The sequence below is a fragment of the Endozoicomonas sp. genome, from assembly GCF_031844845.1.
Lineage (GTDB): Bacteria > Pseudomonadota > Gammaproteobacteria > Pseudomonadales > Endozoicomonadaceae > Endozoicomonas.
Genome location: NZ_JAVRMB020000191.1, coordinates 1 through 9,015, shown reverse-complemented (window position 1 = coordinate 9,015; position 9,015 = coordinate 1). Strand labels below are relative to the sequence as shown.

The window sequence follows — 9,015 nt, the reverse complement described above, 5'->3', positions numbered from 1 at the left end:
GACGTCACACTCATTGGTTAATCAGTGGCGTCAGAATATCACTTGAGGGGAGTCCGTCAGGCATCTCCATCCCCCATAGAGTGGGCATGAGGTATAAACCACGTCCAGCCGTAAATAAGTCAGCCGTATAAACGGTCGTTTTTTCCGTGTTATTGGGTGCTACGTCGAGACCGGCTCATATCGAAGCTGACCTGCCCGGCTATTGACGCCCTCTGGAAACTGACCTTTAATAACATATACGTTATTATAAAAGAGCCAGACCGATGAAACCTGCAGTAAGGCGAAAGGCTCGGGAGTATCTCCGTGACGATGGCTCAGCGCCATTTGCCAGCTGGCTCAAGGGATTGAGGGATGCTCGCGCCAAGGCCAGGATGGTGAAGGGTGGTGAAATCGGTCAACAAGATGCAGACCGGTAACTTTGGTGACCATAAATCCGTGGGTGAAGGCGTTATGGAGTACCGGATTGATTACGGTCCCGGCTATCGCCTTTATTACGCACTGGACGGCGATGAGCTGATTATTTTGTTTTGCGGTGGCGATAAATCTTCGCAGCCAGCGGATATCCGGCAAGCCAAAGGTTTCTGGAACGATTACCATCAACGCAGAAAAAACGGTTACTGACCAGGAGACATCATGCCATTAACTCGTGAATTTAAAGAGACCGTCGTGGAGCTGGCCCGGGATCGTGAGTTTCGGGTGCAGTTACTTCGGGAGGCGGTAGAGAGTTATCTGATGGAGGCGGATGTGGCTACAGGGAATCTGCTGATTCGTGATTACCTGAACGCCACCCAGTCTTTTGATGAGGTGGCCGTTGATCTCAAGCTCCAGGTGTCGAGCCTGCGACGGATGTTAAGCGAACAGGGTAATGCCCGCTCCCGCAATATGTTCGGTGTGATTCACGCCTGTTTGAAGCGGGAAGGGCTGGATAGTCTGCAGGCGTTGTTGGCGGCTTGAGGCATTTTGCACATCATCATAATGGAATCAACTCGCAAGCGAACCGACCTACCCGGCTTAGGAAGCTTTAACAGAGAGCTTTAACAGGAGCTTCAGGCGGGCAGAGAACAGGGAGAGAACAGGCTCGAGAGAACAGGACATCCACAAAAATATCCATACTATTCTCATGGATAAATTTATGGATGTCCTGTTCTTGTTTGTTCTTGTTTATAACCGGGCTGCTGGCGGGATTGAGTTTATGGTGATGACCTGAGACGGCGGCTATGGTGCCGTTCATGTTATAAGGCGTGTTTCGTAACCACTTCTACATTTTTCAGTCTCCCGGATTCCGTTGGGACTGAGCCTGTGCACAAGCTCAGGGTTAGCGGTGCCCGGGTTTTGGATACGTTATTCTTTCCGCTTGCCTTCAATTAACCCGGCTCTTTCTATCCGGCTTCGAGAGTATATCCCTGGCGGCTTCCAGTGCGGCGAACTCATCGGTAAACCAGCCTACACATCTTTCTGTACCAATAGGTGTGCCGGATTCATCAACAGGCTGGTAATCAATCCACCATCGCTCCTCAGGCCGGGGGTCGTTGAAAATAAAAACGTATTTCATATCGCCCCGGTCAGTAATGGAGACTTTTGCCCAATGGTCTTTAGTGACAGGGCAGCTATCTTCCATTAGAAAAACATAGGTAGGCTTGCCCAGGTGGAACTGGATGTATTGAAACGCTTTCATTTTGCCAAATGTCTGGAGAGCCAGTTCTATATTCTCATCCATAAGCTGTTGAGGAATATTCTTACCATCAGCCCGGTATATGCCATCCAGTGACTGTTTATTAAATGAAGTAAGGTTCATAGCCAATAGTCCATTAAAGGTTATTATTTTAATAATTTGACCGATCGAACATGATTTAGTTCAAATTTTCCTCTGTCTGCCCGGTTCATGGGCTTTGTGGGTGATGTCCGGATTCGGTTTGGGAGGTATCCTTTCTTCGATTCAGAATCGGGACTTCGCTCGTTCTGAGCCTGTCGAAGGACCCATAGGGCCTAAAGGCGTAAGCTCGGGCCATGATAGATCGTGCCAGGCACCCTTCGACTCCGCTCAGGATGAACGGAGATTGAGTTCAAAATGTGGAAGTTATTTCAGGACAGTTTCTTAGTTACTGATGTTACGCACTTTACTCGCCGCCGTACGTAGGTTGGGTCAAGCGGAGCGCGCCCCAACATTTGTCGCAATTGAGCGTCTGTTTTCCATGGCTGTTTTGTGCTGGAAAATATTTTTAACACTCTCAGGTACGTCTTGGCTGATGGAGGTGTTGGGGCTCGCATTCGCTCGACCCAACCTGCGCTACCGTCAGGCTTTCATTTTTTCCAGCGCGTTGGTGTGCACCACACTGTTGTCACTGCCAAATGGATTAGCCACATAATCATCGGCCTGGTGATCGTTTTCCCAGTCAGCACCATCCAGCAGATAACGGAAGTGGAAGGTCTTGTTTTTGGGCAGCTTTACTTTTGCCCGAAAGGTTTTTTCCTTTTTATGGTATTTCATGGTCACCGGCTGCCACTGGTTGAAATCGGCGACCAGCGATACCGATTGAACACCGTTTTGGGCGAACTCAAAGGTTACTTCGGTTTCCGCTGTTTTCTTGATGATCTTTTTCTTCAGCATGGTAAATCCTAAAGGTTGTCAACGGTTCAGCACCCTCAAGGTACAACGAAACGGAGGGTTGGACAATCCTCGTTTTATCCACAATTTTGGGGGATAAGGATGTGAATATTGGGGTTGAAAACCTGTGTGTAATTATCCGGGGTGTTGGTGTTCGTCACTGGTTATTCGTGTTTGTTTTTGTTGGTAATTGGTAAGGCTGTTCAGTGAACCGGCTACTAAGGATTAGTCACGAAATATTCCCTGTTTTTTGCCACGGAGGCACAGAGAAAAGAAAAGCTTTTAAAAAAGGGTTTTCATTTAATTACAACTTAATACGAAAAAAGAAGAACCAAAAAAAAGGCCAGATAATCATCTGGCCTTTATTGACAGAACCTGATGTCAGGCGCCGGATAACTCAAGGTCGACAGACTGCTCTTCTGCCTTGCTCATTTCCAGCATTTTTTTGATCGCAAATGAAGCGATAAAGGCTACTGCTACCATCACAACCGCCAGTATGGTCAGCATGTTGAAGTACTCTCCGTAAACATTCTGAACAATCTCCTGAGTAATCTTCTGGCCCTTTTCAAGGGCAATGGAGGTAGAGAAAACCGCGCCCACAATACCACTGAGGGCAATGGCTACCGAGAACAGGGATACGGAAAAGTTCTCAATATGTTTTGGTGCTACCGACAGGATAAACGCCACCACCATACTACCCACCACGACTTCAGCAAATGCCTGGAAGAAGTGAATAACCAGGAATACCTCAGGTCGGATAATCACATCGCTGCCAATACCTTTGGTTGCAGCGGCCAGAATACCAAAGGCCGCAGCGGTTAGAATAAAGGCAAAACCAATTTTGGTCGCGGTGCTGAACGAGATGCCTCGCTTTTCAAGGGAGGAGAACAGTAGGGCAATCAGCGGGCCTGCCACCATGCACCACAGCGGGTTCATGGCCATGGACGCTTCCGGAGCAATGGGAATGATGCCAAACAGATCCCCTCGCATGGTGTGAATGCTCACCATGGTCATGGAGGTCATCATTTGACCGTAGTAAACAAAGAAGGCAGTGGTCAGGGCGGTCATAATCAGTATGGTGCCCATTTTCAGTGCTTCTGCCCGGGTTGCCTTAAACATCAGGCTGACAAAGTAGCCTATAGCGGCAAGGCCAACGGCATAAACAATGTTCTGGCCGATGTCCATGTTGGAGAACATGAAGAAAACCAGTCCGATCATCCCGGCGGATATTGTGCCAAAAGCAAGCCAGTTTTTAGTGCTGACCGGTTGCTGATCCTTTTCGGTGGCAACATTGACCAGGGGTTTGCGGGATACCAGCAGAATGACAACGGCCACAAAAGCCATAGCCGCCGACAGTACAAAGCTGCCATTAAAGCCAATCACCAAAACAAGCATCGGGAACAGGTATTGCCCGAAAAAAGCACCAATGTTGTTCACTGAGTAGTTAACGGGATAACCATTCTCAAAGTCCTCTGCAGACTTGAAGGTGCGCTTGTAAAGGCTTGGGTAGGATGGGGACATCAGACCACGGGCATAGCTGGCCAGCGCGATACCCACCAGGCTCAGGGGGACGTTGCTGGCAGAAGCGCCGGCTACCAGAAGAATATAACCCAGTGTGAAGCCTGCGTAGCTGAAGGTCAGCGAACGATAGGCTCCCAGGAATTTATCGGCAATAACGCCGCCGGCAATGGCAAACAGCGGGCCGATGGAAGAGAAGGCACCCACCACCATCATGGTATCGGCTTCGTTATAGCCCAGGTCTTCCAGGAAATATCGGGTCAGGATTACCATCACGCCGTAGAACGATAAGCCAAACATCATCTGGCAAACCATCATCGATTTATTGAGTCTATTCCACATACAGCTACTCATTTCTAATTGGTTGTAAGGTGCGGTGTTTCTTCCAGGCATCCAGATACTGATGTCACTGAGAAATGGTTACGCCACTGAATCTTTTACTGTTCGGCTGTCGTTCAAACCGGGTAAATCATGATCACCTCTTTGAGGCGCCGGCCGGCTGATATAAAACAGCTGATAACAACAACCATCGTTCTGGCTTGATTATTCTGGTGCGTTTAGCTTTGGGTATAAAAGCTGTAATGGATTTATTTAGTAAGGTTCAGGAAGCCAATATAGGGCGTCAGCGTTAACTAAGCAGTGTGGAGAAATACTTAAAAATCGTCTTCTATTTAGAGTAAAACCCTGTGGCTATTAGAAGAAGTAACAGGAAATATAGAAGCTGGTTATCCGTTCCCGGAGTGATTTCGGATGATGGCATAATTCTTTATCTTTTCCCGTAACCATTGATGGGCAGGGCTGAAGTCCATTCTTGAATGCCAGATCATCAAATGTTCCACAGGCCGGGTTTCAAAGGGTTGTTCAATTACCTGTAAATTAAATAGCTGGGCGTATTGGGAGGCCAGTTTACGAGCGGTGCTGCCAATGCAGTCAGAGCCGGAAATCAGGGCAAACATGGCGATCAGAGAGTCACATTCAGTACTGATTTTTCGCGGCTTTAACGGTTTTTTTGTGAAATAGTCGGCAGCGTACATCTTGGCCCGACGAATACGCATGGTGATGTGTTTTTCCTGGTAATACTGCTGCTCAGTCAGTGTCTGATGAATCCGTGGATGATCTTTCCTTGCCACAATAACAATCTCATCCTGAATGACCGCGTGACTTTTATAGGAAGGACTTAATTGCACAATGGCGTCCAGTGCCAGATCGGCTTTCTGCAAGCTGAGTTCCTGCAGCAGGTCATCTTCATTGCCGGGGGCAGTGACAAACTCAACGGTTACATTTCCCATACCACTGTCGTGTTCTATCCGGGGGTGAAAATAAAGTAATGCCATTTCGTTGCAGAGCACACGGAAGGTTCTTGGTTGCCCGGAATCAAACTGTTTGATGTTGCTGATGGCGTTGCTGACATTGCTTAATGCCGGCGATATGTCACTGGCCAGTTGCACCGCTGTATGGGTTGGCGAAATACCCCGTCCTTCTCTGACAAACAATTCGGCACCCAGCTGCTGTTGCAAGCGTTTAAGGGCACCACTGACACCGGGTTGAGTCATGTTCAGCGCGTCTGCCGCCAGGGTGATTGACCCCAGACGATAGACCTCCAGAAAGACCGATAACAGGTTCAGGTCCAGGGGTGTGTCGGTTTTTATAATCACAATACATAACCATTCGTGATGTTTTGTATAAACGATACTTTATTTTTTGCTATGTGTCTTATCCGTAAACTGAGCCTCATCAAAACGTATTAATTTAAAAATAATTGTTTTACATCGAGGCACTTATGAAAACGCTGATGCATAGTAAAAAAACCATTCTTGCCCTGGCCCTGGCCATCGCTCTTCCAGCCGGGGCGGCCAATCAGGTTAATGGAGAACTGACGGTTCAGGGCAAGCCTGCCAGTACTCAGACCATTGCGATCAATAATGCGTTAAGTGAGACCTTAAACTGGCAGGATCGTGATGCCTTTGAGCGTAATGAGAAAGGATTGATCGTGCCCCTTGATGCGGCCACCGCCAATATCATGAGGAACAGTTACGATTTTATCAGTCAGGATAAAATAGCAGACAGTGTTAATCCATCTCTGTATCGACAGGCTCAGGTCAACAATACGGCAGCGGGTTTGTATGAAGTGCGCGACGGCATTTATCAGGTGCGTGGAACCGATTTATCCAATATCACCTTTATTCGCGGTAAAACCGGCTGGATTGTTTACGATGTATTGCTAACCAGGCAGGCGTCTGAACGCTCCACACAATTCTTCTTCGATAATGTCCCCGAGGGCGGCGATCTGCCCATTGTGGCGATGATTTACTCCCATAGCCATGCTGACCACTTTGGTGGTGCCCGTGCCATTCAGGACCGTTTTCCTGATGTCAAAGTCTATGGTCCCAACAATGTCACGAAAGAAACCGTCGATGAAAATGTCCTGGCAGGTAATGCCATGTCGCGCCGGGCTGCTTATCAATACGGTGCAACCCTGGGTGCTAATGACCGGGGCATTGTCGATGCGGGGCTGGGTAAGGGCATGTCCACCAGTTCACCAGCATACGGCAAAGGTGAGATAACCTATGTGGTGCCGGATTATACCTTTAACAGTGATGGTAAGTATGAACGATATATCGTCGATGGCCTGGAGATGGTGTTTATTGATACCTCCGGCACTGAAGCGCCTTCCGGTATGTCGACGTTTATTCCGTCAATGAATGCCCTGTGGACCGGGGAGATAATGTATCAAGGCATGCACAATATCTACACGCTGCGTGGCGCAAAAGTCCGTGATGCGTTGCAGTGGTCAAAAGATATTAACGAGATGATTAATACCTGGGGGAGCGATATCAATGTGTTGTTTGGTGCTCACTCATCACCCGTCTGGGGTAATGACGATGTACTGGACTTCATGAAGTTGCAGCGTGATAACTACGGTTTTATCCATAACCAGACCCTGCGTCTGGCGAACAATGGCGTGGTACTTCAGGATATTGGTGACGCGGTGCTTGAGGTGTTGCCGGAGTCCATCCAGCAGGCCTGGCACACCAACGGTTACCACGGCTCGTACAGCCATAACGCCAAAGCAGTTTACAATATGTACCTGGGTTATTTCGATATGAATCCGGCGAACCTGAACCCGCTGCCAGTCAAGCAGGAAGCCACCAGGATGGTTAGATACATGGGCGGCAGTGAAGCGGTTTTCCAACTGGCCCAGGCGGATTATGAAAAAGGTGAATACCGTTTTGTTGCCACCATTATGGACAAGGTGGTTCAGGCAGAACCGGACAATAAAGAGGCTCGTCAGCTATTGGCGGATACCTATGAGCAGCTGGGTTACCAGTCAGAAACCATGGGATGGCGCAATACCTACCTGACCGGTGCCCAGGAATTACGGATTGGCACATTGCCAGGGAATCCGAAATCAGCATCACCGGATGTGCTGTCAGAAATGTCGATCACCAATTTGCTGGATTACATGGCGGTGAAAGTGGACTCAACCATTGCACAGTACCTGCCGTTTACCATGAATGTGGTGGTGCCTGATCTTGATGAAGTTCATTTTGTCGAGATGTCCAACGGTAATCTGAGCAATGGTCTGGTTGATGGCGTGCGGGAAGCCGATGCCACGCTTTACATCAATAAAGCGGACGTTACCCGGATGTTGCTGGGGAAGACTACCCTCGCTGAGCTCTTTGAGAGTCGTCAGGCTGGTTTGAAAGGGGATGCCAGCGTGCTGGATAACTTGAAAAAAGCATCCGTGGAATTTGATGCCACCTTTGAGATCGTTCCCCGGCCTAAGCAGGGTCAGGAAGTAGACGCCCACCTTTACCTCCAGAGCTAAACCGCGACACCACGCCTTTTATACTGGTTATGCAGCGGGCTATAAGCCCGCTGTCTTTTAATTACTCCCTAAGTAGATAATTATGTTTATAAAAACATCACGGGCTTTTGCTGCCCTGCCGTTTGCCCTGTTAGGAATGATGCTGCCCCATACCGCTATGGCTGTTTCAGAACCTGTTGAAGAGAAAGAACTTCAGGATATGTCAGACCCCACTGCCGTTTATACCCAGATGGGTGCAGGTATCACCAATCAGGGATTGAATGTAAAGATTGGCCAGACCTACGACACTAAAGACCCGGATACTGTGGCTATGAATATCATTGAAATTCAGGGGTTTATGGGGGACAGTCTGGGCCTTGATGGCAATGACTCCATTAATTCTATGCGTTATCGCAATTTCAGTCTTGATACCACCACCGGTCGAGGGGCTCAAATTGATATCAATTGGGATTTCAATAGTGATATGGGTAGTGCGTCGTACAGTTTTATGCAGGCATTACCAAAGTGGGGCGCCGTTCAATTCTTTCCACTGGCTGGTGTCGGTATCACGGTTCGGGACACGGCTAAAATCATTGACCAGCAAGATCCGGATTTTGGCAGTGCCGGTTACGCCATTCCATCCAGCTTTGCAGTGATTGGCACCTACACTAAAATTGTAATTACCGAAAAGATCTGGCTTAACTACAATCCCATGTACGTGAAAACGCTCAACAGTAATGACAGAGTGAGTGATTTGTCCGATGGTTTTCAGCATGAAATTGCCGCCAGTTATCAGATTAATCCAAGGCAGAATGTGCGATGGTTTGCCAACTACAGCGATACGGACTCAAATGTCGATAATGACTGGGACTGGCGGTTAGAGTTTAATCATCAGTTTTAGGGAAGTGACATTGTAGAAAATATTACCCAACCATACCCGCCTGCGAGGCTGTCGCAAAACCCACCAGAAACCTCGTTCCCACGCTCTGCGTGGGAATGCATAGCCAACCACAGGAATCGCGTCTGTGGTTGGGTCCTGGCGCTACCACGCAGAGCGTGGGAGCGAGGAGGGTTTTGCGACAAC

The 9,015-nt window shown here is 48.5% G+C and carries 9 protein-coding genes; 5 read left to right on the top strand and 4 right to left on the bottom strand.

Annotated features, from left to right (window positions below; genetic code table 11):
- Window positions 1-263 precede the first annotated feature (263 nt).
- The 3 genes from RM811_RS10075 to RM811_RS10065 are packed head-to-tail and all read left to right on the top strand — an operon-like array spanning window position 264 to window position 954.
- Window positions 264-416, top strand: a complete 153-nt coding sequence (locus RM811_RS10075; protein ID WP_402523587.1) for a hypothetical protein — start codon at window positions 264-266, stop codon at window positions 414-416.
- Window positions 385-621, top strand: coding sequence for a type II toxin-antitoxin system RelE/ParE family toxin (locus RM811_RS10070; RefSeq protein WP_402523585.1), 237 nt, complete (start codon window positions 385-387; stop codon window positions 619-621). Before RM811_RS10075 ends, RM811_RS10070 begins: the two co-directional genes overlap by 32 nt.
- A gap of 12 nt (window positions 622-633) precedes the next feature.
- Complete coding sequence (locus RM811_RS10065; RefSeq protein ID WP_402523583.1) at window positions 634-954, top strand: hypothetical protein; 321 nt, start codon at window positions 634-636, stop codon at window positions 952-954.
- Between the two features lie 406 nt (window positions 955-1,360).
- Here the strand turns inward: RM811_RS10065 and RM811_RS10060 are convergent, their stop codons facing one another.
- From RM811_RS10060 to RM811_RS10045, 4 genes are all read right to left on the bottom strand, one after another.
- Complete coding sequence (locus tag RM811_RS10060; protein ID WP_402523581.1) at window positions 1,361-1,795, bottom strand: hypothetical protein; 435 nt, start codon at window positions 1,793-1,795, stop codon at window positions 1,361-1,363.
- 498 nt (window positions 1,796-2,293) lie between these two features.
- Window positions 2,294-2,608: an isoamylase early set domain-containing protein gene (locus RM811_RS10055; RefSeq protein ID WP_402523579.1), complete on the bottom strand. Its 315-nt coding sequence runs from the start codon at window positions 2,606-2,608 to the stop codon at window positions 2,294-2,296.
- 378 nt (window positions 2,609-2,986) lie between these two features.
- Entirely contained in the window at window positions 2,987-4,516 is a 1,530-nt protein-coding gene (locus RM811_RS10050) for a peptide MFS transporter (protein ID WP_402523577.1), read from the bottom strand.
- Window positions 4,517-4,848: 332 nt separating this feature from the next.
- Complete coding sequence (locus RM811_RS10045; RefSeq protein WP_402523575.1) at window positions 4,849-5,778, bottom strand: LysR family transcriptional regulator; 930 nt, start codon at window positions 5,776-5,778, stop codon at window positions 4,849-4,851.
- A gap of 137 nt (window positions 5,779-5,915) precedes the next feature.
- On the opposite strand from RM811_RS10045, the gene RM811_RS10040 reads away from it, so the two are divergent.
- Both RM811_RS10040 and RM811_RS10035 read left to right on the top strand, forming a co-directional pair.
- Entirely contained in the window at window positions 5,916-7,952 is a 2,037-nt protein-coding gene (locus RM811_RS10040) for an alkyl/aryl-sulfatase (protein WP_402523573.1), read from the top strand.
- An 82-nt stretch (window positions 7,953-8,034) separates the two neighbouring features.
- Window positions 8,035-8,832 carry a hypothetical protein gene (locus RM811_RS10035; protein WP_402523571.1) on the top strand — a complete coding sequence of 266 codons (798 nt, stop codon included), beginning with the start codon at window positions 8,035-8,037 and terminating at the stop codon, window positions 8,830-8,832.
- Window positions 8,833-9,015: the final 183 nt, after the last annotated feature.

What these genes read in the sequence shown, in the direction of transcription:
- RM811_RS10075 (WP_402523587.1), top strand. Translation starts at nt 264, where the DNA reads ATGAAACCTGCAGTAAGGCGAAAGGCTCGGGAGTATCTCCGTGACGAT.
- RM811_RS10065 (WP_402523583.1), top strand. Translation starts at nt 634, where the DNA reads ATGCCATTAACTCGTGAATTTAAAGAGACCGTCGTGGAGCTGGCCCGG.
- RM811_RS10060 (WP_402523581.1), bottom strand. Translation starts at nt 1,795, where the DNA reads ATGAACCTTACTTCATTTAATAAACAGTCACTGGATGGCATATACCGG.
- RM811_RS10055 (WP_402523579.1), bottom strand. Translation starts at nt 2,608, where the DNA reads ATGCTGAAGAAAAAGATCATCAAGAAAACAGCGGAAACCGAAGTAACC.
- RM811_RS10050 (WP_402523577.1), bottom strand. Translation starts at nt 4,516, where the DNA reads ATGCCTGGAAGAAACACCGCACCTTACAACCAATTAGAAATGAGTAGC.
- RM811_RS10040 (WP_402523573.1), top strand. Translation starts at nt 5,916, where the DNA reads ATGCATAGTAAAAAAACCATTCTTGCCCTGGCCCTGGCCATCGCTCTT.
- RM811_RS10035 (WP_402523571.1), top strand. Translation starts at nt 8,035, where the DNA reads ATGTTTATAAAAACATCACGGGCTTTTGCTGCCCTGCCGTTTGCCCTG.